We start from the raw sequence: 24,607 nt of genomic DNA, 5'->3' as shown, positions 1-24,607 counted from the left end.
GGCCGGGGAAACCTATATCCCATGAGATGCTTGAGGTGGTCGGCGGCACGGATGTGAGACGGATGGTCGAGATCGGTTATAAACTGGCTTGTGAGGAGCACGCTCCCCCGGAACTCGTCTGCAACGCCCGCCAGGCGGAGGATGCCGGCTTTGTGTTTGCCATGATATCGGATCATTACCACCCCTGGACGAGCAAACAGGGACAGAGCCCGTTTGTCTGGGGCGTCATCGGCGGCATCTCGCAGGTGACGGCGACTCTCCCGCTGGTGACGGGTGTCACCTGCCCGACAATACGGATCCACCCGGGCATCATCGCCCAGGCCGCTGCAACCGCCGCCATGATGATGCCGGGGCGATTTGCCCTCGGCCTCGGGTCGGGAGAGAACCTCAACGAGCACGTCTTCGGCGACCGCTGGCCCCCGGCGCCGGTCAGGATCGAGATGCTCGAGGAGGCGGTGGAGGTGATACGGCTGCTCTGGAAGAGCGGGATGAAGAACTATTACGGCGCCTTCTACACGCTCGAGAACGCGCAGGTCTTCTCGCTCCCGGAAGACCTCCCCCCGATCTACATCGCGTCGGAAGGCCCGATCAGCGCATCCATGGCCGCGCGGGTCGGCGACGGGTTCATCAACCCGGGCAGCAACGCCGAGGAGAACCTCATCATCTTCCGCGACTCGGGGGGCGGCGATAAACCGGCATACATCGAGAACTCGGTCTGCTGGGCGGAGACCGAAGAGGCGGGGCAGACAACTGCCTACGAGCAGTGGCCGATTCCTGCAAACACGGGAGAACTCAATCGGCTCCTCCCCACGCCGGTCCACTACGAGCAGGCGGCGAAGATGGTGACGCCGGAGGATGTGGCGAAGCATGTGGTCTGCGGGCCCGACCCGGAGGCGCACATCAAGAAGATCGAGGAGAGCATCGGGAAAGGGTTCGACCACGTCTGCATCCACCAGATCGGGCCCCAGCAGCAGGAGTTCATGGAGTTTTACGCGAAGGAAGTTCTGCCGCATTTTGGAAAGTAGGGGAGGGGAGTAGAGACACCGGTTCATATTCACTCCATGCCCTGCCGTCACCCTCCATGCACCGGAGCACTGTAGCGAAGGTGAGGGCCGGGGAGGCGAGTACGGAGACAGTGGAGTCGTGACAACTAGCACCTTCAACCAAAGAAGAATTCGATACAGTGGACTATGGAAGCATCGCCACGCACTGCCCGCCCCCCTGCGGGGGGGCGGGAGGAGCGCGAAGCGCGGGTGGTGGGGGGTTGATGAGAAATTTGCGGGCGCCCACATAGGGGGAGCGCTCCTATCATGAAAGGGCCGACGGATAGTGTTCGAGGCTTGAGATGGCCGAAGATCTTCGAAGCACGTATTTGAACACTGTCTGATGCGAAGAGACAGGGGAGGGGGGCGTGCCCCCCCCTCCCCACCTGACGGTGGTCGGGCTCTGCTCCTCGAAACCTGATGGCTTCTCAAACTCCCGTCCTGCGGACGGTCGTTCTCCGGAGCATCGCACTCCCCGTCAGCCCCTCCCCAAAGGGCGAGATCCACTGAAAAACCGTGCAAGAGTTGTGCGATCACGAGTGGTAGGAATATGAGTGTCGCAAGCGCGAGTGGCAGCAAACTGAATGTTCAGAGTCTAAACATATGTGCCACCAACCAGCCCCAAAAAAAAGTTACCCTTCCTCCGGATCCTCCTGATCCGTCCGAACCCGGCAGATGCTCTCGACCGGCAGGACAAAGATCCTGCCGTCGCCCGGCCTGCCGGTCCGGCCGTTTGCCCGGACGATCCCGACGATCCGCTCGACATCGGCGTCTCTTACGACCATATCGATCTTCACCTTCGGGATGAGTTCGACCGGCATCGTCTTTCCCCTGAACCGGAGGGCGATACCCTTCTGCGCCCCCCGCCCCATCACCTCGCTCACGGTCATCCCATAGATGCCGTCGGCCTCGAGCGCCGCCCTCACGGCATCGAACATCTCGGGCCTGACGACTGCGGTAACCATCTTCATCCGCACCACCTCACACCCGCACGGACTCGCCGTGCTGGGCGATGTCCAGTCCGACATACTCCTCCTCCTCGGTGACCCGCAGGCCCATCGCCAGATCGACGACCTTCGCGATGACGTAGGTCACGCCGAACGAGTAGGCCACGACGACGGCCACATCCACAATCTGGATGAGGAGCTGGCCCGGATTGCCGTAGAGCAGACCGTCCACGCCGCCGATTGCCGCGACCGCAAAGACTCCGGTTGCAAGGGCGCCGAAGATCCCGCCCATGCCGTGGATCGCCCACGCGTCGAGGCTCTCGTCGAGCCCCTGACGAACCCGGAAGAGCAGGGCGCCGTAACAGACGAGGCCGGCAGCGGCGCCGATGGGAATCGCGGCCATGGGCGTGACGAATCCGGCCGCCGGCGTGATGGCGACGAGCCCGGCAATCGCTCCGCTGATGATCCCGACCGATCCGGGCCTGCCGCGAACCCATGCGGCACAGAGCCAGGCGAGCGCCCCGGAAGCGGCGGCGATGTTCGTCACGACGAACGCGTTTGCCGCAAGGCCGTCCGCGGCGAGAGCGCTCCCGGCGTTGAACCCGAACCACCCGAACCAGAGGAGCGCCCCGCCGAGGAGAACCATCGGGATGTTGTTCGGCTCCATGCCGTGGCCGCCGAACCCGAGGCGCTTCCCGATGACGAGCGCGAGCGCGAGCGCAGAGAACCCGGAACTGATGTGAACGACCGTGCCGCCGGCGAAGTCGAGCGCACCAAGCTGCGCAGCCCATCCGCCGCCCCACGCCCAGTGGGCAAGCGGGTCGTAGACCAGCGTCGTCCAGAGCAGACCGAAGACGACGAAGGAACTGATCTTTATCCGCTCCGCAACCCCGGACGTCACGATTGCAAGCGTGAGGCCCGCAAAGACCATCTGGAAGGCCATGAAGAGCAGATCCGGGATGCCGTCGCCGTCCATCCCGACACCCTGCAGGAAGGCGTACTCCAGGCTCCCGATCAGCCCGTTGATATCGGCGCCGAAGGAGAGGCTGTAGCCGCAGACGACCCACTGGATGCTGACGAGGGCGAATGCGATGAACGCCAGCGCAAGCATGGAGATGAAGTTCTTCCGCCGCACGAGCCCGCCATAGAAGAGCCCCACTCCCGGGGTCATCAGCATGACCAGTGCCGTACAGACAAGGATAAACGCCGTAGCGCCGGAGTCAATCATGTTCCGGCTCCCGGATCAACCACAAAGTGTTCTTGTCATTCATCGGAAGGAAGTTTCCTTCTTACAGGTATAAATTTTTCTATTTGCACACGTAACGGAAGGACTGATGCATCTGGAGGTACAGATCATATCTGCGTGATGCGATGAGCACGAAGGGCGATGTCCGGCAGGTCTGCGCCCGCCTGCGGTCGGCGAAGACCCAAAGGGAACTCGCGAAGATCCTCTACCATGCGGTATCAGGCTACTCGCTCTTCGACCTCCAGGAGATGCGGGGGAGGGTGGAGCGCGACCTCCGATCAGTTCCCGCCGGATACCGGCGACGCCTCTACCCCAGCGCGATGGAGCAGATCTTCGAGACGCACCACACCCTCATCGTCGCTGGCCGCCGCGGAGATCCGGGAGACGGGGAGAGGCTGCTCCCGGGCGAGTTCCAGGACTTCTGCGACATGGTCGAGGAGACATGCCTTCGCGGAGGCGAGGAGGAGCGGCACCTCGAACTCCTCTACTTCCTCCTTGCCGCCTTCAACATCTTCGTCCTCGACCGCCCCGCTCACCCCGTGGGCACGCCGTTTCCCGGCGGGTTCGAGGTCGAGGTCAGGAACGGGGAATACCTCTGCCCGGTCAGGGAGAAGGCCGACGACGTCGAGAACGCCCTCTGCCCCTACTGCCCGGCAAAGCAGAGCGACGGATGAGACAGGTTCACAGGTCTTGCCGGAGCATCCGGCAGAAAAAAAGAGGCTGGTGATATGCGGGTCTACTCTTCTTCCTCGTAGCGCTCGAAGAACGCGACCTCGTCGATGACCTTCTTCTCCTTGATCTGAATCTCCTCAGGGTACCCTCCCGGCACGAGCGACACGAGCGTATAACCCTCCGGGACGTTGAGGAGTTTCCGGACATCCTCGGCGTAATCCTTCTTCTCCCCTGCAACCCAGCAGGTTCCGACACCCCACGCCTGGAGCGCGAGGAGAAGCTGCATCGTCGCCGCACAGCAGTCTTCGAGATAGTACTTTGCATCCTTCTTCCCGAAGACGGCAAAACAGATCGGCGCATCGGCGATGAACCTGGCGTTCTCGGCGAGATCGGCAATCGCCCGCAGCGTATCACGGTTCTGGATCGTCCCGAAAAGCCAGGGCTGCTCGTTTCGCGCGGTCGGGGCAAGCCGTGCGCAGTCGAGGGCGTCTTTTACGATCTTATCCTCGATGGGGTTGTCCTTGTACTTCCGCACGCTGTGCCTGCTCCGTATCACGGTGACACCGAGATTAACCGTTCCACCAATCGGACTCATGCAACGATGGTGGGCACTCCTGGCCTAAATACCTTGGGGAAATGGAGAAAGGAAGGGCTCCGGTAGAAGGGCCGTCCTAGAAGAGTCCCCGTATCATCTCCACCATGTTCGAGAAGCCGTCGGCGATGACCACGGTCGGGTCGATCCCGAGGATCGGAAAGATGAAGAGGAAGTAGAGGACCGTCCCGAGCGTACTCCCGACGTTCGCGAGGGCTGCAACCAGCACCACCCGAAAGAGCGGGATCCGCCGCATCTCCGCCAGAGTCTCCGCCTCGATGATCTGCCGGAACTCACCGACGGCGGGCTTCCGGATCTTCGCCTCGACGATGGCGGCAAACCAGCCCGCCGCAAGCAGCGGATTGAGCGATGTCAGCCAGGAAACCGCAAACGCCGTGACGGCCGAGAGAGGATGCCCGCCGGCAACCAGGGTGAACGCGGCGCTCAGGACACCGTTGATCAGAACCCAGTAGAGGAGAGCCGTCAGCAGGACATCTATCCCAACGCCCGAGAAGGCTATCGCGGCGATCAGGAGGAGGAAGAGAATGGTGACGCCCACCCCGATGATCTTCGCCCACGGGAGAGTCTTCACCCCGGCGGTCAGGGCCGGGAGCGGCGGCAGCGTCTCCGGTGCGTCAAGGTAGCGCTGCACCCCACGGATATGCCCGGCGCCGACGACGGCGAGCACCCGCTCGTACCGACCGGTGAGCATCAGAATCTGGTGGGCCAGATAAGCGTCCCGTTCATCGATCAGGGCCTGAGCACCCTGAGGGGAGAACTTGCGGAACTCCTCCATCGCGGCGCTCACGACGTCCTGATCGATGAATTCGTCGACATCGATCTTCTGCCCCTCGACACTCACGAGCGAGTAGATCAGCGCTCCGATGAGCTTGATCTTCTCCCAGACACCCATCTTGCCCCAGAACCGGGCAAGCGTGATCCGGATATCCCGGTCGATGAGCGCCACGGGCTTCTGGTGCGCCTCGGCCTCCTCGACGGCGGCGAGCATCTCGGCACCGGGCTTCACGCCGGTCTCTGCGCCGATCCGCTGCTGGATGTAGGTGAGCACCCACTGAACGAGGAGTTGGCCGAAGTTTCCACCCTTCAGGATCTCCCCCACCGACGGTTCGGCAGTCTCCTCCGTGAGCGATATGAACCGCCCCCGGTCGAGCTCGACGCCGACGATATCGGGCTGGAACTCCTCGATGACGGATCGGACTTCTTCAACGCTCTTCTGCGAGACGTGCGCCGTCCCGACAAGGCGAACCTCAGCCATCGAGCACCTTCACACCCTCGCTGTCGATCACGGCGCGCTTTCCCGGCGGCACTGTTGCTTCACGGAAGACAGTGCGGATACCGGCCTCCTCCATCGCCTCGGCGGCCTGCCGCCTGCAGAGGTCGGCCGCCGCATCACGCGCATCGCCGGGGGAGAGCGGCGCACCGAGGCCGGGGCACTCCGATGCCGCGAGGTCGTCGTCCACCAGCATGAATGGGTAGGTGCGGCAGATCCAGGGACGGTGAGCGTAGATCGAGCACCGCCCGTCCCGGAGGAAGATGCAGGCATCGGCCGTTCGCCTGAGACACCAGGCAAGGGTGTACTCAGCGCCGTTATCGGCACCGATGAAGTCGGGGTAGGGCTCGGCAACCTCGTTCCAGCCCATATCGGTCGCCGCCATGATCGCCCGGACCTCGGCAGGGCTCACCAGTACGAGGTTCGAGTCCTCCGCGACCCGCCGGCAGCAGGCGCCGCACTCCCTGCAACGAAATCCAATCGACCCGAGTTGGGCCGCAACGTCATCTACTCCGAGCATATCCTGTCAAAATTCTCAAAGAGAAGCCGCCCGTTGACGGTATGGCTGACCTCCGGGTGCCACTGGATGCCGTAGAGGTGTTCATCGGGGGATGCCATCGCTTCCACGCCGCAAATGGACGATTTTGCAAGCCGGACAAACCCTTCCGGCACAACCGAGACTTCATCCGCGTGCGATGCCCATACCTGCATCCGGTCGGGGTAGCCCCGGAGGAGGGGGGTTTCTTCGAGGATCTCGACCTCGACCGCACCGAACCCGCCGCTCGCACCCTGGCGGATCGCACCCCCGCGGCCCGTCGCCATGATATGCAGCCCAAGACAGATCCCGAGGACGGGAAGACCGAGATCGAGGTATGCCGGAGCGACACCGGCGCGCTCAAGGGTCGGGCCGCCGCCGAGGATGATGCCCCGGCAGCCCCGGGAGACCTCGGCCGGCGGCGTCTCGTTCGAGATCATCGTGGCCTCGATATCCATGTCACGGAGCGTCCGGAGGATCAGGTGATTGAACTGTCCGTGATTGTTGACCACATAGAGTGGAAGCATTGCCTATAGGATTGATGTAAAAAGGTAATAGTCCTTCGCTCAGGCATACTTCCTGACGAAATCGAAGACTTTTTGAGAGATCTCTTCGGGCTCATGGCCCATGAGGTATGCGAGCGTCAGCGCCCCGCCGGCCCCCATCCCCTCCTTGACTTCGCCGATGCAGTAGCGAGCGAGCCCGACGTGGCCGAGCTCGGCGAAGTTCGGGTCGACGTAGTACGCGGCGGTGCCGACATCGGCAACCGACCGGACGAACCCGGCGGATGGATCGTCCCTGACGTAGACCGTCGTCGCGAGGCGCGGCACCCGTCTTCCAAGCGCTTTCAGGACGGCCGCAACGGCGAGCATCTGGGTTCCGCCGGCAAACATGACTTCGCCGGAGTAGGCGCTCGCGATCCCTGCAGCGACCGGCATCATGGGGTCGCCCGCGGCGCGGAGGATATCGAGGGGCTCTCGTGCGCCCGTCGCATCGATCCGGGCGAGCGCTTCCCGGCAGACGGCGTCTTTCAGTCCAAGAGGGTTCTCTACAAATGCACTGCTGACCGAGGCGTTATAGCCGAGCGCCCGGAGAACGCAGAGGGCGGTGGTCGTCCCGCCGGGGACGCACTCCCCGAGCATCAAGAAGTCGCTGTACTGCGAGAGCAGCCTCCCGACCGCCTCGCCCCGCTCGAAGAGGGCTGCCGCCTGCGGCACCGCGTCTTCCGCCCTCGGATCGCCGCCGGGACTCCCGTAGACGTCGATGCAGGGGACGGTGGGAGTATGGGCAAGCCCCGCGTTGATGACGACGGGGGCAAGCCCGGTCAGTTCCACCATCGACCGGGTGATGGTCGCGGGCGTCGGGCAGCCGGTGGGGGTGTTCGGCCGGGCCGCGACACTCGTGATAGCGCCGGTCGTGACGAGTTCCGCATCCAGGTTCGGGGTGAGCAGCGTCTTTTCAGGGGTCGGCCCGGCACCGGATATCCCGGGGACCGTGGAGAGCATGGTGTTGCCGAGAACGAGCGCCAGCATCGGGCGCTTCGGCCTGAAGAGCGGATCTTGTGAGAGGAACGGGTTGGACATTGTGTACAGGGTAGGTGCCGCGGGATAGAAGAGGTTGCTGTCGGGGCTTGGGGGAGGAGTGCGGGGGCCAGGTGTGAGGGGGGAGGGGGCGCATACATCTCCGGGGCCGTGGCAGGGTATTCCCCGGCTATTCCAGTACAGTGGACTGTGGGGGAATCGCCATAGGGGGGAGGGGACAGGGGAGGGGGGATACTCCCCCTCGAAGACCTTCGGTCTTCTCATGCTCACTCCGTTCGCACCTCGCACCTGACGGTGGTCGAACTCCGTTCCTTCGCACCTTCGGTGCTCACGCTCCGGTTCTAAAGAACCGTCGCGCTTCGGAACGTCGTCCTCCCCGTCAGCCCCACCCCCAAGCGCGATATCCTAGGGGAATCCGTGTCCAAGAACGTTATGGACAGGATAGCCACGAGCACGAGCCCTAAAATCCCACATGCACCCCCTCTCACGGCGCAGTCCCCAATCCTGTCCGTCGCCGTTCGCACCTCCGGTGCTCACGTTCGCTACGCTCACGCGTCGAAGACCTTCGGTTTTCTCCGAGCGCCTTTAAACACAAACCCAAAAATACCTCCCCAAACCAAATACTTCAACAATGTTCGAGATAGAGCGGAGATTGGAAGAGAAGGGCATCATAAGGAGAGATATCGTCGCCGCCGCGATGGAACTCTACGTTCCCCACGGGATAGAGGCGGACGAGGCCGCGCGCAGGCTTGACGCAAAGATCGGGAAGGCGCTTGAGGATCCGAACATATCGTCGCTCCTCCTCGGAGCCCTCCTGCTCGAGGACGAACTCTACGTGAAGCGGAAAGACTCCGAGATCGCCGACGACCCGGTCTTCCTCCTCTCCGACGAGATCATCGGGATGGCCATCGCCGAGGTGATCGGGGGGACTTACGCGCGGTTCGAGTTCACCCGCTACGACCAGAAGAAGCCGGGAATCCTGGGCAAACTCGGGCCGTTCCTCGACGACGCCGTCGCCGGGCTGATCGCCGGCTGCACGTCGCGCCTCTACAGCGAGTCGATGGGATCGATGTGAAATCCGTTCTCGCCCTCCTGCAGTTCTGCACCTCGCTCCCCCTCGGAAAGCCGGTCGACTTCGAGCACTTCGCCCGCCGCTCTTACCTCTACCCGCTCGCCGGCTACGTCATCGGCGGGATAGCGGCCGGTATCACCTACTGGATAGCATCCCCCGTGGTGGGTGCGGCCGTCGCCGTCGCAATGGTGCTCCTCCTCTCCGGGTGCAACCACTTCGACGGGCTGCTGGACTTCGGCGACGGCCTCATGGCTCACGGGAGCAGGGAGAAGAGGATCGCGGCCATGACCGACCGCACGACCGGGGCCGGAGCCGTCGCGGCCGGGCTCGTCGTCACGCTCCTCGCATTCGCCGGACTCCAGACCGCCGCAAATCTCCCGGCAGTCATCCTCATCGCCGAGGTCTGCGCGAAGGTCGCGATGTCCTGGCTCACCGCACTCGGCACGCCGTTCCGGGAGGGGATTCACTCCTACCTCCATGGGTTTGCAAAACCATGGTTCGTCGTTCCGGCCTTCCTGCTTGCGCTGCCCCTCTTCCTGCTGCCGGTGCCGCGGGCGAGTGTCGCGCTCGCCCTCGCAGCCACGGTCGTCATCGCCGCACTGATGCTCGCCCTCTCCCGGCGGCTCTTTGGCGGTGTCAACGGCGACGTCGTCGGCGCCGCAAACGAGATCATCCGGGCAGGGATCATTCTCCTCATCGTTCTCCTGTAATCACCTTTTTTACCCCGGCACCCGCTACTACTGTAGAATGATGCAGGACCATACCCTCCACTCGCGGGGAGGAATCATCACCGAGCGGAACGCGGACTATGCAACGGTTCGGTTGCGGGTTCCGGCAGGAGTTCTCTCCGCGGCGCAGGTCAAGCAACTTGCGAAGATCAGTGAGAAGTACGGCGACGGCTCGCTCCACCTCACCATGCGCCAGGCAGTGGAGATCCCGCACGTGAACCCCGAGAACCTCGTAAAGATCGCGAAAGCGCTCGAGAAGAACGGGACGCCCATCGGGGCGGAGCAGAACGAAATCGTCAACATCATGGCCTGCCCGGGCACGGATCGGTGCAAGTACGCCAACTGCGAGACGATCGACCTCGCCCGGAAGATCGACAAGCGGGTATTCGGGAAGGAACTTCCGATACGGCTCCGCATCGCGATATCCAGCTGCACCTACATGTGCAACAGTCCGCTCTTGAACGACATCGGGATCATCGGCAGGATCCGGCCGCTGCGGGTTCCGGGACTCTGCACGGGATGCGGCACCTGCGTAGAGTACTGCAAGCAGTGCGCCATAAAACTGAAGAACGGTATATCGGTTCTCGACGAGAGCAAATGCGTCCAGTGCGGCATCTGCATCCACTCCTGCCCCTACCACCTCCTGAAGTCCGAGTACGCCCACTACCAGATCACGGTCGGGGGGCGGCGCGGAACCTCCCCCGCCCCGGGAAGAGAACTCGTCACCGTCGAGACAGAAGAGGAGGTCGTCGAGGTCGTCGACCGCATCGTCTACTGGATCTACCGAACCGCATGGAGCGGCCGGCCCCTCGCCGACCAGATGGACGAGATCGGGTATGATAGTTTCGCGGAGGGGATCCGAAAGGAGTTCGGGCCGGGCGCCCCGGAAGCAGAAGAATAAAGGATAGTCCGGTGTGCCGGAGGCGGCCCGAGGCCGGCAGCCGCCCCGGTGAAGAACCGGTTCCGGGATCTAGCGGCCGTACATCGAAGTGAACCCTTCGCCCGCGTCGTCCTCGCACTCGATAGCGGTGCCGTCACGGACGAGGGTGTTGAACATCATGGCTGCGTTGAGCAGATTCTCGTCGGGGTTGCCGCCCAGCCGGGCACCGGAGAGAGCCTGGCGCTGCGGTGTCGGGATCGTCCGCTTGCCCACCCGGACACCCGCACAGTGCTTGCAGTAACCACAATGTGAGTGAACCGAGACCTCGCGATCTGCGCATGCTACCTTCACCCGGTCACTTCCATCGTCACGGTGAAACTCAAGTATCTTCATGGTACGAAGAACGTAGATTTCAGGAGAATAAGATTCTGTCGATTGCCGGGGTTTTCTGGAGGATGCGCGCTACGGGCGCGCATGGAAATGCTTTATATGTAAGACGTCATACGTATAAGATACTCGCATAAGCAGGCTGTTCGAGCTGACAGGCCTATTGAGTGGAGGATACAAACTATGGCAGCTGAGAAGCCCCACATGAATTTAGCAGTTATCGGACACATCGACCACGGGAAGTCTACCACCGTCGGTCGGTTGCTCTTTGAGACGGGAGCCGTAGCCCCGCACATCATCGAGTCGTTCAGGAAAGAGGCCGAATCCAAGGGCAAGGGCTCGTTTGAGTTCGCCTGGGTCATGGACAGCCTCAAGGAAGAGCGTGAGCGTGGTATCACCATCGATATCGCCCACAAGCGGTTCGACACGGACAAGTTCTACTTCACCGTCGTGGACTGCCCCGGTCACCGTGACTTCGTCAAGAACATGATCACGGGCGCGTCCCAGGCAGACGCCGCGCTGCTGGTCGTCGCCGCACCCGACGGCGTGATGGAGCAGACCAAGGAGCACGTCTTCCTCTCCCGTACGCTCGGCATCAACCAGCTGATCATCGGCGTCAACAAGATGGACGTCGTCAAGTACGACGAGAAGCGCTTCAACGAGGTCAAGGAACAGCTCTCCCAGCTGCTCAAGATGGTCGGCTACAAGCCTGATTCCATCAGCTTCATCCCGATGAGCTCGTTCGTCGGCGACAACATCGCGAAGCCCAGCGCAAACACCCCCTGGTACAAGGGACCCGCAGTGCTCGACGCACTCAACGCGCTCACTGAACCCGAGAAGCCCACGACCCTCCCCATGCGTCTCCCCATCCAGGACGTCTACTCCATCTCCGGTATCGGAACCGTCCCCGTCGGGCGTGTCGAGACCGGCATCATGAAGAAGGGAATGAAGGTCAGCTTCATGCCCGCGAACAAAGAGGGTGAGATCAAGTCCATCGAGATGCACCACGAGGAGATCCCGCAGGCACTCCCCGGCGACAACGTCGGGTTCAACGTCCGCGGCATCGGCAAGGGCGACATCCGCCGTGGCGACGTCTGCGGTCCCTCCGACGTGCCGCCGACCGTTGCGGACGAGTTCATCGCACAGGTCGTCGTGCTCCACCACCCCAGTGCCCTGACCGTCGGGTACACCCCGGTCTTCCACTGCCACACCGCCCAGATCGCGTGCACCTTCGTCGAGCTCATGAAGAAACTCGACCCGCGGACCGGCCAGGTCAAGGAAGAGAACCCCACGTTCCTCAAGACCGGCGATGCCGCAATCGTCAAGATCAAGCCTACCCAGCCCATGGTCATCGAGAAGGTCAAAGAGATCCCGCAGCTCGGGCGGTTCGCTGTCCGTGATATGGGATCCACCATTGCGGCCGGCGTGTGCATGGACATTACGCCCAAGCAGATGAGATAAGAAGGTACCTATAATTTTTTGGTGGTTAAACATGCAGAAAGCCAGAATACGTCTTTCCGGAACCGACTTCGAAAAAATCGAGATGGTCTGCGACCGGATCAAAGAGATAGCAGAGCGTACCGGCGTCAATCTGGCAGGTCCTATCCCGCTGCCCACGAAGAAACTCGTGGTCCCCACCAGGAAGAGCCCTGACGGCGAAGGTACCGCGACCTGGGATCGCTGGCAGATGCGCGTGCACAAGAGGCTCATCGACATCGATGCCGACGAGCGTGCGCTGCGCCAGTTGATGCGCATTCAGGTTCCAAAAGACATCGGCATTGAGATTGTGCTGGAGAGTTGAGGTGAGTGCGGCGTGAAGGCCGCCGTGTTCGCGGCAGGAGTCCGTGAACGGTTACTCTCATTCGAGGGGCTTTTTCTCCTCATATTTCTGGCCACAATTGCCCTCCGTTTTTACTCGCTCGACGTAAAGTTATTTCACCACGACGAGGCTATTCACGCGTGGTTCTCCTATCGGCTCCTGACCGAGGGGACGTATACCTACGATCCCATGTATCACGGGCCGTTCCTCTACTACGTAACAGCCGGGATATTCTCGCTGCTCGGAGACTCCGATCTCGTGGGCCGGCTCTTCCCGGCACTGCTCGGCACCCTGCTCGTCCCCCTGGTATACCCAATCTACCGGCTCGGCTATCTCGATAAGAAGCAGACGATTGTCGCGGCGCTCTTCCTCGCCGTATCGCCGAATATGGTCTACTTCTCGCGGTTTCTCCGAAACGACATATTCATCGCTTTCTTCACGATGGTGCTCCTCGTCGCCCTCCTTTACTACTTCGAGCGGCAGAAGATGCAGTATGCGCTCATTGCCGGAGCGGCGATCGGGTTCGGGATGACCGCGAAGGAGAACATGCCGATCATCGTCCTGATCTTCGGGGCATATCTCCTTTACCTGATCTGGACGAGAAAGGTCAGGCTTCCGAGACGCTGGATCCGCGATCTCGTGCTCGGCGCCCTCGTCACGATCGGGATCATGGCGGTCTTCTACTCGTCGTTCGGCGCCCACCCCGAGGTGCTCATGGACGGATGGCTCCGGGCAATCGAGCACTGGACGTCGATGCACCAGGCCCAGCGCCTCGGTGGGCCGCCGTACTTCTATATCCTGCTCTTCCTCCTCTACGAGGTGCCGATCCTGATCCTCGCCGCGATCGGGGTTCTGCAGTTCGTCGATATCCCCGGTATAATCTCCCGCTGGAAGGGGCGACGGGCGGGGAGCACGGAGAGTCCCGGCGAAGGAGAAGAGACCGAGGCAGAGGCAGAGACTGAGGAGGCTCAAGAGATTGAAGCCCCGCCCGTCGGACGGAGATCGGGCTTCAAAGACCGGCTTCGCGAGATCCTCTCCGGCAGCGGAGAACTCCTGCCGATCGACCGGCAGAAGGAGTTCGCGAGGTTCGCCATCTTCTGGATGCTTCTCTCGCTTGCGGTCTACGCTTACCTCGGCGAGAAGGTGCCGTGGCTGATCCTCCACCAACTCCTGCCCATGATCTTCGTCGCGGTCTATCTGATGACCACGAAGAAGGCGGTCATCGCCGTCATGGCAAGCGTCTTCCTGATCGTCATGACGCTCCACGTCGTGTACACCCCGACGGATATCAACGAGCCCATCGTGCAGGTGCAGAACTCCGAAGACCTGCGGGAGGTCTTCGCGAAGATCGATGCCGCGGATAAGGTGGCGGTCGCGACCGACTCCTACTGGCCGCTCCCCTGGTATTACCGGGGCGATCGCGCCTCAAAACTCGCGTATTACAGCGAGAAGGTGAGTGAAGCGACGATATACGGAGGAAACTTCGATCTCGTGATCACCCACGACGCCGATACCTACCCGACCCTCGAAGGCTACGTGAAGGAGACCTACCGGCTGAACTACTGGTTCTCCTACGAGGAGAACAAGAACAGGCTGCCCGAGTATTACTTCCTGCGGGACGGGAAGATGGGGAGCAGGAACCTCGAGGTCTTCTCGAGGGTTCCCACAGGGACGACTGCCTGAGACTCGCGGGAAGGCGCCGGTAGCCTGAGAACTGCACCGTCAATGATGGTGGTGCAATCCCCAGCCCCTGCGGGCGTGAGTTTCAGGTGCGCTCATTCTGAGATACTCTCCACTCTTCTCCGCGATTCATGTGAGTTCTTGTCACTATCATAGGCTGTCAGACGCGAAGATCATCCGCTATCGACAACTTATTTTCAAGAACCACGGTCTCATTACTTCGCTAAAGTTCTAAGGAAGCCCCCGAAGGCTAACCATCGACCTTCCTTCCCAACCCGGCAGTTTCTCAAACATCCCGTCCCGGCGGCGCTCGAACCTGGGGCTCAGGCCTGTCGCACCTTGCAGCACTGCCAGAGACCTCATCTGACCGGCGCCAGAATGAACAGACTACCGGGCCTTCTCAAGCACCAGATACTCGCCAGAACCGAAGTTTGTGGAACAAGGAGGCAGACGCCAGTGATCCGTTCCAGAAGAATGCTCGTCAGAGATCAACCAGAACATCTAGGCATCGTTCAGATGAATCGGGTAAAAATCGGGAAACCGGGGGTGCGAAAAGAGGGTGGGTGTCAGGGTTATCCGAGTTCGTCCCACCCGGTCTTCTTCCGGTACATCACGATACCCGCGACAACGAGGACGATGACAATCCCGACGCCGATGTAGAGGAGGAGGTCACCTCCAAGGCTGAACCCCTCGCCTATCCTCTCCCGGAGAGCGTTTGCATCACCAAGAGCCTCGTTCGCCTTACTCAGGCCGTCTCCGGCCTTCGAGCGCGCCAGCGGATAGTTCTTGCCGTTCAGGTTGTCCTGTGCCTGGGAGTAGAACTGGACGGCGCTCTCGCGCTTGGTCATGATGGCGACCACCTGCGGATCGGCACTCATGGAACGGTTCTCGACGAAGTAGGTGATCATCCCGTCGAGAGACTCGATCGCCGCACCGGTGTCGGCGACCGCCTTCTCGGCCCACGCCTTATCGAGGAGCGCAATTCCCTCGTCTATGTCTTTCTTCGCGGTAGCGATGTAACTCGCCGCCTGTGACGGACCTGCAGACGCAGCACTGGTGAGCGCCTGGCTCGCGGCGTTGTACTCGGCCTGGACTGCAGAGACATCCACGCCCTCTGCGGATTTTTCGTCGATATCGGCCTTCAGGTCTTTGAGGCGCTGCTGCTGGGCGGCAAGGGAACCCTCGACCTGAGCCGAATTCACGACGTCACGGCTCACGGAGTGGGTGTCCTTCACATCGTCGCCCCGCAGATGCTCGATCTTGGTCACCAGAACCTTTGTGCTCGCGCTCGAGGGGACGATGCCGCGCAACTGCGCATCCAGCTCGATCTCCTCGTCGCCGTAATCGATCTCGAACTCCGTCAGGATCGGGTAGTACCCGGTCTTTCTGGTGGTATAGATGGCGACCCCGTCGCGGTAGACGATGAAGTCCCAGACGGGGTTCTGCAGTCCGGTGCTGAACTCGAACGTCTCGTCGTTGCCACCGGAGGTGACCATATTGTAGGTGAGCACGTAACGCGCGGTCACCTGCTGACCGGGTTCGAGAGCACCGCTCGCGGGATCAACCTTCTCGGTCTTGACGTCGAACGCCGCTACTGCCTGCACGACACAGACCAGTGCCAGCAGGAGAATAAGCCATCTGCTGATGTTTCCCTTCATAACGTCTCCTCACTCAAACAACGGCTCTATGCCGTCGTCGAACATGGTTGAGCGCTTTTCCTTCGACTTAAGGACATCTTCCTTCGTGGACTTGGCAATCTCAAGAAGTTCGGTGATCCGGGGAGCGTTCCCGATCGTCGCAAGAACCACCACCGCAGCGATGTAGTCGCTCTGCACCGGGTAATCACCACCACGCACCTCGACGCCGGCGATGTTCTCCTCCACCCAGCTCTTCGACTTCTCAACGCCCTTCCGGTCCATCTCATCAGGTGGGCCCGCGAGAAGGACGAGACCGCGCTCGGCCGTCGAGTAGTCGCACGGCAGGGTGAGACGTCCGAGCATGGCACGCCTGACGAGGGCGATGATCTTCGCCGACTTGTCCTCGCCGGTCAGCACCTCCTCGGTCTTCTCCTTTTTGCGCACCAGACCGGAGAGGAGCCCCTGGTTCTGTTTCGTGCGCGGACTGATCTTCTCGCTGATGGCATACCCGACAGTGCTGATGCCGCCACCCCGGAGAGTGTTGATGACCTCGCTCGAGTCAACGACCATCTCGCCGACACCCGCCTTGCCGACCTCGCCGGCACGGAAAAGTACGCCGAACCGGCGGACGATCTCGTCGTTCAGCCGGTTATACGCGTCCTTGACGCTTTCTCCCTCATTCTTCCAGGCACTGTTATCGAAGATGAAGGTATTGTCAGCCTCGTTCACCAGGGTGCTCAGGGAACGCGCTGCATTATACGAATAGAGCCGGCCTTCCTCGGGGGCAGGCAGGATGCCGATCGCATAGACCGGTTCCCGGTAGATACGCTTTAAGTGGCGGGCGAGCACCGGCGAACCCCCAGAGCCGGTTCCGCCACCGAGGCCGGCGATGATGACGAATGCATCGATATCGTGTGTACCACGCGAATCGACGGCGTTGATGATGGCATCAATCTCGTCGGCGGTCACCCGTGCACCGGTCACGTTGTCGGTCCCGACCCCATGGCCTTTCACCACGGTCTGGCCGATCAGGAGCCGGTCTTTGAGCTCGATGTTCTTCAGTCCCATCAGGTCGGTACGCGCTGTATTTACAGCGATTCCCCTGAAACTCTGGGTCTGCATTCGTTTGTCCTGTTCAATGAACATATCGACAATTTTGCCCCCAGCTTGACCGAATCCTATGAAGAAGACCCTCATTCAGCTTCACACCCTCATATTGACTAATTAATTATATCCACGCTTATGTATAAAGACCATACATACATTATAACCCAAAAGTGTTCTTATAATTTTCAGACGTAGGGGTAGTAATGAAGATCTGCGTTGTGGGGGGAGGTCTGTCCGGTCTGGTCTCGGCGCTCGAACTCGCCGGGACACACCAGGTAGATCTCTTCGAGCGAAGGCCGGTTCCGGGCGGCTGCCTCGGTTCGTACCGGATCGGCGATTACTGGATCGAGGAGTATTACCACCATTGTTTTGCCGGAGATACCGCCCTGCTTAACCTCTTCGATACGCTGCAGGTGGCCGATCGGCTGGTCTGGCTTCGAGGGTCCACCGGCTACTATGTCGACGGAATCATCCACCCGCTCACTGCTCCGACCGAGATCCTGCGCTACCCCCATCTCACGTTCATGGAAAAGGCCCGCCTCGGCCTGCTGACCCTGCGCTCCCGCCGGTTCGACGTCTCGGCGCTTGACGGGATCACCGCGAAGGACTTCATCCTCGACAACCTCGGTTCCGGGGTTTACTCCTCGTTCTTCGAGCCGCTCTTGAAAAGCAAGTTCGGCGACCGCGCCGGCGAGGTTTCCGCCGCCTGGCTCATATCCCGCATCGCCATCCGATCCGACCGGGGTGCCGGGGGCGAGCGCCTGGGCTACCTGAAAGGGGGTTTCCGGCCCTTCGTCGCGCGGCTCGAGGAAGAGACGGCGCGACGGGGCGCCTCGATCCTGCCGGAGACTCCCGTCGAGGAGATCCGGCGGGAGGGCAGCGGCTGGCTCGTCAACGGAGAGGCCTATGACTGTGTCATATCGACGCTCCCCCCGCAGGTGACCGCAGACCTTGCCGGTCTCGATATCGTCCGGATACCCTACCAGGGCGCCGCCTGCATGACCCTCGCACTCGATCGGGACGTGACCGACGGGATCTACTGGTTGAATATGAAAGATGCGGCTCCTTACGGTGCGGTGGTCTCGCACACCAACTTCGCTCCGTTCGCGTGGTACGGCGAGCATATCGTCTACCTTGCATCCTACTTCAGCGGCAGGCTCCCGGAAGGATTCGAGCAGTCGATGCTCAGGGACTTCTGCCGGCGGTTCTCCGTCAGCGAGGACGAGGTGCACTGGCATCGGCTCGCGGTCGACCCGTACGCCGGCCCGGTCTACACGACGGGGCTCCGGAACCGGCTGCCCGACTACGAAGAGCACGGACTCTTCCTCGCCGGGATGTTCAGCCCCCCGAACTACCCGGAGCGGAGCATGAACGGTTCGGTCGTCGCCGGGCAGGAAGTGGCGAAGAGGGTTCTCGCGAGGTATCCGGATGCGTGAGGTCGAGGTGAGTGCCGTCCTTCCGGTCTACAACGATCTTTCAGCCCTCAAGACCGCGATACCGCGGTCGCTCGAGACACTCGAGGCGATCGCACCGGGGAGGTTCGAACTGATCGTCGCCGAGGATGGGAGCACCGACGGGAGCACCGAGTTCGTCAGGGAGTGCGAGGCCAAAGACCCCCGTGTCCGCCTGCTCCATTCCGACGAGCGGCTCGGGCGAGGGCGGGCGCTCAACCGCGCGTTTTCCGGGGCACTGGGATCGATCGTCTGCTACTACGACGTGGATCTCGCGACCGACATGCAGTATCTCCCCGAACTGATCGACGCCATCCGCGACGGCCACGACATTGCAACGGGCTCCCGCCTCCTCCCCGCGAGCGTTATTGTACGGAGCGGCGGGCGGGAGATCGCGAGTCGCGGTTATAATACGCTTGTCAGGACGATCCTCGGGAGTTCGCTCTGCGATCACCAATGCGGGTTCAAGGCGTTCCGGCGCGACCGCCTCCTCTCCCTGATCCCGTCGGTGACTGCAGATCACTGGTTCTGGGACACCGAGGTGCTGGTTCGGGCGCAGAAGAACGGTTACCGGATACGGGAGTTCCCCGTGCAATGGCGGCAGGGAGAGGGAACGACGGTACGGAGGAACGACGTAGTTGAGATGGGATCGGCGATTCTTCGTCTCTGGTGGCGGCTCCATGTGGAAAAAAGTTAGCGCGGTCGTCATCCCCACCCTGATCGCGGTCGGAATCGTCGCCTACATGCTCTACCGCGTATGGGACGAACTCCTGCTGACGCTCGAGCACGCCGTAATACCCTTCCTCTTTGCCGCCGTCGGGATCTGCGTTGTTGCCTGGGTTCTCCGGGGGTACCGGTACCGGTTCATCCTGGAGGGGCTCGACGTCAGAAAGAGCCTCTGGTTCTCGACCGCCTGCATATTCATCTCCCAGACGGCGAACCTCATCGTCCCCGCGCGCCTCGGTGATTTCGTGCGGATGCTGATCTTAAAGCACGAGGACGACGCCACCTACTCGCAGGGGTTCTCTTCCCTCGTCGTCGAGCGTGTCTTCGACATCCTGATGATCGCGATACTCGGTGCCGTCGCGCTCCCGTTCGTCCTCGCGGTTCTCGACGTCCCCGACTGGTTCATCACGGTCATCGTCGTCCCCCTCGCCGCAGGGGCCGTCTTCTTCGCCGTGCTGCTCTGGTCGGGCAGGATGGAGTCGGGGAACCGGATCGTCGCCGCCATCCAGAGGATGCTTGATGAGGTGAAGCGGGCCTCCCTCAACCCCCGGGCTCTCGGTGTGCTCAGCGGGTCATCGCTCCTGATCTGGCTCGTCGACGTGCTGGTCTGCTACGCGGTCGTCTTGATGTTCCAGGCGCCGGTGCCGTTCGGCATCGTCGTCCTCGCGATCGTCATCGGCAACCTCGTCAAGGCCGTTCCGATCACTCCGGGAGGGGTGGGAACCTACGAGCTCGCGCTCGCGCTGACGTTCGGGCTCGCGGGAACCCCGGCGGTCACGGCAACGCTGATAGCGGTCATCGACCACCTGATCAAGAACCTGGTCACGCTCGTCGGGGGCGTCGGGTCGATCTACTACTTCGGCGACTGGTCGATGAGCCTCCTGAAGAGAGCATTCAACAGGGAGATCGAGAAGGAGGATACGTTTGGCGGTTGAGTTCATCGTTCCCGTGCTGCTCTGGCTTCTCGTCGTCAAGATGCTTCAACTCGCCGTCTGGCCGGCGCTCGACCGCACCCTCGACAACCTCTCGGCAGCCGCGGCATACCCGGCATCAATTCTCCTCTTCACGCTCGGTACGTGGTACCTGGGACTGACAGGACTCCCAATCGTGCTCGGCCTCCTGCCGTTTGTGGCCGGAGTAGCGTATGCGGGGTCGCGCCGGTTCTTCACGAGGGAGCGGCTACAGGCCGCGCTCACCTGGGACCTCGCCTTCCTGCTTCCCTTCCTCTTCATGCTCGAGGTGCGCTGGATCAACCCGAGCATCTCCTACGCCGAGAAGTTCATGGATCACGCGATCCTCGCCTCGATCATGCGGGTGCCCACCGTCCCGCCGCTCGATCCCTGGTATGCAGGGGGGACGCTGGACGTCTACTACTACCTCGGCTACTGGATGGATGGGGTGCTCGGGCTCGTATCCGGCGTGCCTTCGACGATCGCCTTCAACCTTGCACTCCCGACGGTGCTCGGTCTTGCCGTCGTCTCACTCTACGCTCTCGGGCACCTCCTCCTCGATCGTTACCGGTGGCTCCCGGTGGTTGCACTCTTCCTCCCGAACCCCTCCGCCATCTACCACATCCTGATAGGGGATGCCTGGTTCGACGTCCTCTGGGGGAGCACCCGGACGATCGAGAACACCATCAACGAGTATCCCATCTTTTCGATGCTCTGGGGCGACGTGCACCCGCACGTTATGAGTTTCTTCAACCAGGGGTTCCTGCTCTTTCTCCTGGTCTTCGCCTACATGCGGTGGGGGACACTCTCCATGCGGGGGCGGGCACTCCTCTGTGGGCTTGCCGCCCTCTCCCTCGGGTCGATGCCCGGGTTCAACTCCTGGGACGTGCTGGTCTACGCCCCGGTCACGCTGGCCTTCGGCCTCCTGATATGGTGGCGCTACGGAAATCTTCGGTTGGACAGCCTGAACTCCTGGATGGTGCTTGCAGCGGTGCCACCGCTCGCGATCCTGACCTACCTCCCATTCTACCTGCAGCTCAACAGCCCCGGCGTCGCGGGAGTCGCAATCGTCCCCACACCCTCCGCACCGGTGGAGTTCCTGCTGGTTCACGGGTTCTTCCTCGCGGTGCTGATCGCGTACTGCGCACCGGATATCCGGAGACGCCCCTACCTCCTGCTCGCCGCGGTGCCGTTCGTGCTCGCCGGCTACCCGGCCGCGGCCATCGCCGCCGTTCCGCTGGTCTACCTTCTCGCCCGCCGCCGTTTTACGGCAGTCGAAACGCTTGCGATGCTCGGGCTTGCGATCATCCTCGTCACCGAGCTCATTTACCTCGTGGATAACATGGGAGAAACTTACTTCCGGATGAACACGGTCTTCAAGTTCTACCTCCCGGCATGGTTCCTGATGGGGACGGCGAGCCTCGCCGTCATCGGGGAATGGCTCCGGGGCGCCGGGATCGACCGGCAGATCCCGGATAGGGCGGAGAAGGCGCTCCCGGTCCTGGTCGCGGTGCTGCTCCTCATCGCGCCCTTCGCGATCAACGTCGACTTCGGCTACGGGAGCCACACCCTCGACGGGGCGGCATACCTCGAAGGCTCGAATCCCTCTGACGCGGCGGCGATCGCGTTCCTCCGGACCCTCCCCGGCGACCACGTCATCGTCGAGGCGGAGGGCGGCGACTACACCTACTATTCAAGGGTCTCGTCGTTCACCGGAATCCCGGCCGTGATCGGGATGCCCTTCCACGAGTACATGTGGCGGGGCGATGAAGGGCGCATCAGCGAGCGGAGCGCCGATGTGCGGGCAATCTATGAGCAGCCCGACCGGACCGTCGACCTTGCGCGGGCATACAACGCCACCCTGCTCTACGTGGGTGCGGCAGAGCGCGAACGCTATGCCGTCTCGATCCCGACGGATGCGCTCGAACTCATCTATGATGCACAGGGGGTCCAGATCTATCGGATCCCCGCATAAACCGTCTGCGACGACGTCCATGCGGGGCAGCACGAAAAAGAGGGAACCCTACCCCCGAAAAGGGGGTAGAATGACAAACATTTATCACTCCTCTTAATGACATAATAGAGCGCATTCGATCAGCTACGCTACTGATGAATGATGACGGAGCAGCAGAGGGCTGCCCCTGAAAGAGGTGAGTTATGGCAAAGGCATACGTAAAATTCGAGATTCCGGAAGAGATCCAGAATAAGGCCCTTGAAGCCCTTGAGATCGCAAGAGATACCGGCAAGGTGAAGAAGGGGTCCAACGAGGCAACAAAAGCAGTCGAGCGCAACATTGCCCAGCTGGTTCTCATCGGTTCGGACGTTGAGCCAGAAGAAATTGTGATGCATCTGCCGCCGCTCTGCGATGAGAAGCAGATCCCGTTCGTCTACATCAGCAAGCAGAACGACATCGGCTCCGCAAGCGGCCTCGAGGTCGGTTCGGCAGCCGCCGCGATCGTCAAGTCCGGCAAGGCAAAGGACCTCATCGAAGAGATCGCGAAGCAGATTGCTGCACTGAGAGAGTGAGGTAGATTATGGCAAACGACGGAACGCCCGCAGAAGTTATCGAGATCATCGGCATGACCGGGATGCATGGCGAAGCCCAGCAGGTCAAGTGCCGGGTTCTCGACGGCCCGAACAAGGGGCGGATCATCACCCGCAACACGGTGGGCCCGATCAGGGAGGGAGACATCCTTTCGCTGCTCGAGACCGAACGTGAGGCCAAGAAACTCTCGAGGCGGTAACCATGGTCGACAAGTACGTCTGTAATTTCTGTGGAGAGGCTCTGGAGCCCGGAACAGGAAAGATGTTCGTCAAGAAGGACGGAACCATCCTCTACTTCTGCAGCACCAAGTGCCAGAACAACTACAGGCTCGGCCGGGTGCCGCGCCGCGTCGAGTGGACTGCGGCCGGACGGAAAGCCCGCGGTAAAGAGTGACCGGCATGGACCGCACCTTCGTGATGGTCAAGCCCGACGGCGTCCAGCGCGGACTCGTCGGGGAGATCGTCTCCCGGTTCGAGGCAAAGGGCCTCAAACTCGTCGGGGCAAAACTCGAACTCCTCCCCGAGGAGCGGGTTATCGAGCAGTACCGGGAACACCTGGAGAAGCCCTTCTTCCCGGGCCTGAAGGCCTACATCATGAGCGGGCCCTGCTTCCTGATGGCCTGGGAGGGGAAGGGTGCCGCCGCGGTCGTCCGCAGAATGGTCGGCGCCACCAACCCCGCGGAGGCTGCACCGGGTTCTATCCGCGGTGACTTCGCGCTCGATATCGGGCGGAACGTGATCCACGCATCCGACTCCCCCGAGAGCGCCGCCCGCGAACTCGGCATCCACTTCGCAGCGGGCGAACTGACCGATTACTCCCGTATCGACGAGCCCGTTCTCTACGAGTGAACGGCGGAACCGCCGGATTCCGGCGGAACCGATTCTTTTTCTTGAGTTTTTGTGGCGTAGCGGTGCGTGGGGATTTTTCGCCCGGGATGAAAGATGTAGGCCGGACCTTTGCTCGCACAGCGCCGGGCTAGTGGATTTGTGTATGACACAAAGGGATTTGCGCCGATAATCACTATATAGGGAAGATTTTTGGGGTGAGTTGCGACAAAGTGGTCAATGCGAGGAAAGACCCCGTGCAGTGGACCGTGAGGACTGCGCACCTGACGATTTTCTTTGGTTGCATCTGGCACGGATTTCAAGGGGATATCGCCATTGGGGGTGGGGCTGACGGGGAGGGGGCACGCCCCCTCCCCTGTCTCCACCGCTCAAAAATTGCCCTGTGATTCTCTTCACCCCCCCACCGCCCGCGCTTCGCGCTCCTCCCGCCCCCCTGGGGGGGCGGGCAGTGCGTGGCGATATGTGACTGGCCGAAGGGCAGGAGCAGGAGAAGACTGAAGGTCTTGGACCGGCGACGTTCCGGAGGAACGGAACTGATGCACCGTTCGGTGCGGGGAACGACTGCTGGAACAGCAGGAGTTTGAGCACCGAACGGTGCGGAGTGCGATAGGCCGAAGGTGCGACGCTCCGAAGCGCGACGGTTCGTTAGCACCGGAGGGTGAGCACCGAAGGTGCGAAGAAACGGAGTTCGAGCACCAGGGATGCGTATTCCCCACAATCCACTGCGCCGAGCTTCTTCCTCGTTGTGGCCGCTGAAGATTAACCGCCTCCCCCCACACCCCAAACCTCCCGAACCACGAAAAGCTCCCGCATGGGAATAACCCGGCACCTTCGGCCCCCTTCGGCGGAAACATTCTTCACAAAAGACGATTTCCGGAGCAACGGATCGCCCATCCACCCCCCAAACCACAAG

General features: G+C 61.8%; 26 protein-coding genes. 16 read left to right on the top strand and 10 right to left on the bottom strand.

Features of this window, described 5'->3' with window-relative positions; genetic code table 11:
- Nucleotides 1–26 precede the first annotated feature (26 nt).
- Nucleotides 27–1,025: a TIGR03557 family F420-dependent LLM class oxidoreductase gene (locus MCUHO_RS05935; RefSeq protein WP_235808182.1), complete on the top strand. Its 999-nt coding sequence runs from the start codon at nucleotides 27–29 to the stop codon at nucleotides 1,023–1,025.
- A gap of 650 nt (nucleotides 1,026–1,675) precedes the next feature.
- Here the strand turns inward: MCUHO_RS05935 and MCUHO_RS05930 are convergent.
- Both MCUHO_RS05930 and MCUHO_RS05925 read right to left on the bottom strand, forming a co-directional pair.
- The gene (locus tag MCUHO_RS05930) at nucleotides 1,676–2,014 is read right to left on the bottom strand and encodes a P-II family nitrogen regulator (protein WP_067076165.1); all 339 of its coding nucleotides are present in this window, start codon (nucleotides 2,012–2,014) and stop codon (nucleotides 1,676–1,678) included.
- A gap of 10 nt (nucleotides 2,015–2,024) precedes the next feature.
- A complete protein-coding gene (locus tag MCUHO_RS05925; protein ID WP_067075156.1) occupies nucleotides 2,025–3,218 on the bottom strand; it encodes an ammonium transporter in 1,194 nt (397 codons plus the stop codon).
- Nucleotides 3,219–3,361: 143 nt separating this feature from the next.
- Between MCUHO_RS05925 and MCUHO_RS05920 the strand changes: the two genes are divergently transcribed.
- The gene (locus MCUHO_RS05920) at nucleotides 3,362–3,910 is read left to right on the top strand and encodes a DUF2115 domain-containing protein (protein ID WP_067075153.1); all 549 of its coding nucleotides are present in this window, start codon (nucleotides 3,362–3,364) and stop codon (nucleotides 3,908–3,910) included.
- Nucleotides 3,911–3,972: 62 nt separating this feature from the next.
- On the opposite strand, the gene MCUHO_RS05915 is transcribed toward MCUHO_RS05920, so the two are convergent.
- The 5 genes from MCUHO_RS05915 to cobT all read right to left on the bottom strand — a co-directional run bounded on the left by MCUHO_RS05915 (nucleotide 3,973) and on the right by cobT (nucleotide 7,909).
- On the bottom strand, nucleotides 3,973–4,503 hold the full coding sequence (locus tag MCUHO_RS05915; protein ID WP_067075149.1) for a nitroreductase family protein: 531 nt from the start codon (nucleotides 4,501–4,503) through the stop codon (nucleotides 3,973–3,975).
- 76 nt (nucleotides 4,504–4,579) lie between these two features.
- On the bottom strand, nucleotides 4,580–5,776 hold the full coding sequence (locus tag MCUHO_RS05910) for a TraB/GumN family protein (protein WP_067075146.1): 1,197 nt from the start codon (nucleotides 5,774–5,776) through the stop codon (nucleotides 4,580–4,582).
- Nucleotides 5,769–6,311, bottom strand: coding sequence for a YkgJ family cysteine cluster protein (locus tag MCUHO_RS05905; protein ID WP_067075143.1), 543 nt, complete (start codon nucleotides 6,309–6,311; stop codon nucleotides 5,769–5,771). The genes MCUHO_RS05910 and MCUHO_RS05905 overlap by 8 nt, the downstream gene beginning before the upstream one ends.
- On the bottom strand, nucleotides 6,299–6,853 hold the full coding sequence (locus MCUHO_RS05900) for a GMP synthase subunit A (RefSeq protein ID WP_067075140.1): 555 nt from the start codon (nucleotides 6,851–6,853) through the stop codon (nucleotides 6,299–6,301). Before MCUHO_RS05900 ends, MCUHO_RS05905 begins: the two co-directional genes overlap by 13 nt.
- 39 nt (nucleotides 6,854–6,892) lie before the next feature.
- Entirely contained in the window at nucleotides 6,893–7,909 is a 1,017-nt protein-coding gene (cobT, locus tag MCUHO_RS05895; RefSeq protein ID WP_067075136.1) for a nicotinate mononucleotide-dependent phosphoribosyltransferase CobT, read from the bottom strand.
- A 589-nt stretch (nucleotides 7,910–8,498) separates the two neighbouring features.
- Here cobT and MCUHO_RS05890 point away from each other — a divergent pair.
- The 3 genes from MCUHO_RS05890 to MCUHO_RS05880 are packed head-to-tail and all read left to right on the top strand — an operon-like array spanning nucleotide 8,499 to nucleotide 10,568.
- Nucleotides 8,499–8,942 carry a phosphatidylglycerophosphatase A gene (locus tag MCUHO_RS05890; RefSeq protein ID WP_067075133.1) on the top strand — a complete coding sequence of 148 codons (444 nt, stop codon included), beginning with the start codon at nucleotides 8,499–8,501 and terminating at the stop codon, nucleotides 8,940–8,942.
- On the top strand, nucleotides 8,939–9,649 hold the full coding sequence (cobS, locus tag MCUHO_RS05885; RefSeq protein WP_067075130.1) for an adenosylcobinamide-GDP ribazoletransferase: 711 nt from the start codon (nucleotides 8,939–8,941) through the stop codon (nucleotides 9,647–9,649). Before MCUHO_RS05890 ends, cobS begins: the two co-directional genes overlap by 4 nt.
- A 40-nt stretch (nucleotides 9,650–9,689) precedes the next feature.
- Nucleotides 9,690–10,568 (top strand): 4Fe-4S binding protein, encoded by an 879-nt coding sequence (locus tag MCUHO_RS05880; protein WP_084385963.1) that lies wholly within the window; start codon nucleotides 9,690–9,692, stop codon nucleotides 10,566–10,568.
- A gap of 69 nt (nucleotides 10,569–10,637) precedes the next feature.
- Here MCUHO_RS05880 and MCUHO_RS05875 read toward each other — a convergent pair whose 3' ends face one another.
- Nucleotides 10,638–10,940, bottom strand: a complete 303-nt coding sequence (locus MCUHO_RS05875) for a hypothetical protein (protein ID WP_067075122.1) — start codon at nucleotides 10,938–10,940, stop codon at nucleotides 10,638–10,640.
- A 177-nt stretch (nucleotides 10,941–11,117) separates the two neighbouring features.
- Here MCUHO_RS05875 and tuf point away from each other — a divergent pair, with 177 nt between their 5' ends.
- Genes tuf through MCUHO_RS05860 form a run of 3 tightly spaced genes read left to right on the top strand, consistent with a single transcriptional unit; the run spans nucleotide 11,118 to nucleotide 14,436 of the window.
- On the top strand, nucleotides 11,118–12,395 hold the full coding sequence (gene tuf / locus MCUHO_RS05870) for a translation elongation factor EF-1 subunit alpha (protein WP_067075119.1): 1,278 nt from the start codon (nucleotides 11,118–11,120) through the stop codon (nucleotides 12,393–12,395).
- 31 nt (nucleotides 12,396–12,426) lie between these two features.
- Complete coding sequence (rpsJ, locus tag MCUHO_RS05865) at nucleotides 12,427–12,735, top strand: 30S ribosomal protein S10 (RefSeq protein ID WP_011843573.1); 309 nt, start codon at nucleotides 12,427–12,429, stop codon at nucleotides 12,733–12,735.
- A 12-nt stretch (nucleotides 12,736–12,747) separates the two neighbouring features.
- Nucleotides 12,748–14,436: a flippase activity-associated protein Agl23 gene (locus MCUHO_RS05860; protein ID WP_067075116.1), complete on the top strand. Its 1,689-nt coding sequence runs from the start codon at nucleotides 12,748–12,750 to the stop codon at nucleotides 14,434–14,436.
- A gap of 569 nt (nucleotides 14,437–15,005) precedes the next feature.
- On the opposite strand, the gene MCUHO_RS05855 is transcribed toward MCUHO_RS05860, so the two are convergent.
- Both MCUHO_RS05855 and MCUHO_RS05850 read right to left on the bottom strand, forming a co-directional pair.
- Nucleotides 15,006–16,091 (bottom strand): hypothetical protein, encoded by a 1,086-nt coding sequence (locus tag MCUHO_RS05855; RefSeq protein WP_067075112.1) that lies wholly within the window; start codon nucleotides 16,089–16,091, stop codon nucleotides 15,006–15,008.
- 9 nt (nucleotides 16,092–16,100) lie between these two features.
- Nucleotides 16,101–17,267, bottom strand: coding sequence for a tubulin/FtsZ family protein (locus MCUHO_RS05850; RefSeq protein ID WP_067075108.1), 1,167 nt, complete (start codon nucleotides 17,265–17,267; stop codon nucleotides 16,101–16,103).
- 113 nt (nucleotides 17,268–17,380) lie between these two features.
- Between MCUHO_RS05850 and MCUHO_RS05845 the strand changes: the two genes are divergently transcribed.
- From MCUHO_RS05845 to ndk, 8 genes are all read left to right on the top strand, one after another.
- Nucleotides 17,381–18,613 (top strand): NAD(P)/FAD-dependent oxidoreductase, encoded by a 1,233-nt coding sequence (locus MCUHO_RS05845; protein ID WP_067075105.1) that lies wholly within the window; start codon nucleotides 17,381–17,383, stop codon nucleotides 18,611–18,613.
- Complete coding sequence (locus MCUHO_RS05840) at nucleotides 18,606–19,325, top strand: dolichyl-phosphate beta-glucosyltransferase (RefSeq protein WP_067075091.1); 720 nt, start codon at nucleotides 18,606–18,608, stop codon at nucleotides 19,323–19,325. Before MCUHO_RS05845 ends, MCUHO_RS05840 begins: the two co-directional genes overlap by 8 nt.
- Nucleotides 19,309–20,289, top strand: coding sequence for a lysylphosphatidylglycerol synthase transmembrane domain-containing protein (locus MCUHO_RS05835; RefSeq protein ID WP_067075086.1), 981 nt, complete (start codon nucleotides 19,309–19,311; stop codon nucleotides 20,287–20,289). Before MCUHO_RS05840 ends, MCUHO_RS05835 begins: the two co-directional genes overlap by 17 nt.
- Nucleotides 20,279–22,279 carry a DUF2298 domain-containing protein gene (locus MCUHO_RS05830; RefSeq protein WP_235808181.1) on the top strand — a complete coding sequence of 667 codons (2,001 nt, stop codon included), beginning with the start codon at nucleotides 20,279–20,281 and terminating at the stop codon, nucleotides 22,277–22,279. Before MCUHO_RS05835 ends, MCUHO_RS05830 begins: the two co-directional genes overlap by 11 nt.
- A gap of 182 nt (nucleotides 22,280–22,461) precedes the next feature.
- Nucleotides 22,462–22,830, top strand: coding sequence for a 50S ribosomal protein L7Ae (gene rpl7ae, locus MCUHO_RS05825; RefSeq protein ID WP_067075083.1), 369 nt, complete (start codon nucleotides 22,462–22,464; stop codon nucleotides 22,828–22,830).
- Nucleotides 22,831–22,838: 8 nt separating this feature from the next.
- Complete coding sequence (locus MCUHO_RS05820; RefSeq protein ID WP_011843564.1) at nucleotides 22,839–23,048, top strand: 30S ribosomal protein S28e; 210 nt, start codon at nucleotides 22,839–22,841, stop codon at nucleotides 23,046–23,048.
- A 2-nt stretch (nucleotides 23,049–23,050) separates the two neighbouring features.
- Nucleotides 23,051–23,242: a 50S ribosomal protein L24e gene (locus tag MCUHO_RS05815; RefSeq protein ID WP_067075080.1), complete on the top strand. Its 192-nt coding sequence runs from the start codon at nucleotides 23,051–23,053 to the stop codon at nucleotides 23,240–23,242.
- A 5-nt stretch (nucleotides 23,243–23,247) separates the two neighbouring features.
- Complete coding sequence (ndk, locus tag MCUHO_RS05810; protein WP_067076155.1) at nucleotides 23,248–23,697, top strand: nucleoside-diphosphate kinase; 450 nt, start codon at nucleotides 23,248–23,250, stop codon at nucleotides 23,695–23,697.
- Nucleotides 23,698–24,607 lie beyond the last annotated feature (910 nt).

Origin of the sequence: Methanoculleus horonobensis (assembly GCF_001602375.1) — an archaeon.
Taxonomy (GTDB): domain Archaea; phylum Halobacteriota; class Methanomicrobia; order Methanomicrobiales; family Methanoculleaceae; genus Methanoculleus; species Methanoculleus horonobensis.
The sequence above is the reverse complement of the archived record's forward strand: the minus strand, read 5'-3'. Positions and strand labels throughout refer to the sequence as shown.